The 684-nt window shown below is 65.4% G+C and carries 1 protein-coding gene; it reads left to right on the top strand.

What is annotated here, in order from left to right:
- A partial coding sequence (locus FUT88_RS25455; protein ID WP_261797297.1) for a DegT/DnrJ/EryC1/StrS family aminotransferase occupies positions 1 to 684 on the top strand: 684 nt, incomplete at both ends.

The raw sequence follows: 684 nt of genomic DNA, 5'->3' as shown, positions 1-684 counted from the left end.
TCGACATCCTGCCGGACACGTGGTGCCTGGACCCCGGCGCTCGTGGAAGCGGCCATCACGCCGCGCACGAAAGCCATCATCGCCACGCACCTCTACGGCAACCTGTGCGAGATGGACCGCCTGCTGGACATCGGCAAGCGCCACGGCATTCCCGTCATCGAGGACGCGGCCGAGGCTGTGGGCTCGCGCTGGCACGGCCACGCAACGGGTTCGCAAGGCATCTTCGGCACGTTCTCGTTTCATGGCACCAAGACCATGACGACGGGCGAAGGCGGCATGTTCGTCACCAACGACCGCGCGCTGTACGACCGCGTCATGACGCTGAACAACCATGGCCGCGTGCCGGGCGGCAAGCAGTTCTGGTCCGACTTCATCGGCTTCAAGTACCGCATTTCCAACGTGCAGGCCGCCATCGGCTGCGCGCAGCTTGAGCGCATCGACGCGCTCGTTGCACGCAAGCGCGAAATCTTTGCCGAGTATCAGGCGCACCTTGGCGGCGTTGCCGGTTTGGCACTCAACCCCGAGGCGCCCGGCACGCTCAACAGCTACTGGATGCCCACCGTCGTGTTCGACGAAGCGCTCGGCATTACGCGCGACGGGCTGCCTGGCCGCGTTCTCCGCGGCGCGCATCGATGCACGCGTGTTCTTTTATCCGCTGAGCCAGACCGAGTTGTTCGGCACGTC

The sequence above is a fragment of the Ralstonia sp. TCR112 genome, from assembly GCF_007997035.1.
Classification (GTDB): domain Bacteria; phylum Pseudomonadota; class Gammaproteobacteria; order Burkholderiales; family Burkholderiaceae; genus Ralstonia; species Ralstonia edaphi.
Note: the sequence above shows the minus strand (reverse complement) of the source record. Positions and strands in the feature narration are given on the sequence as shown.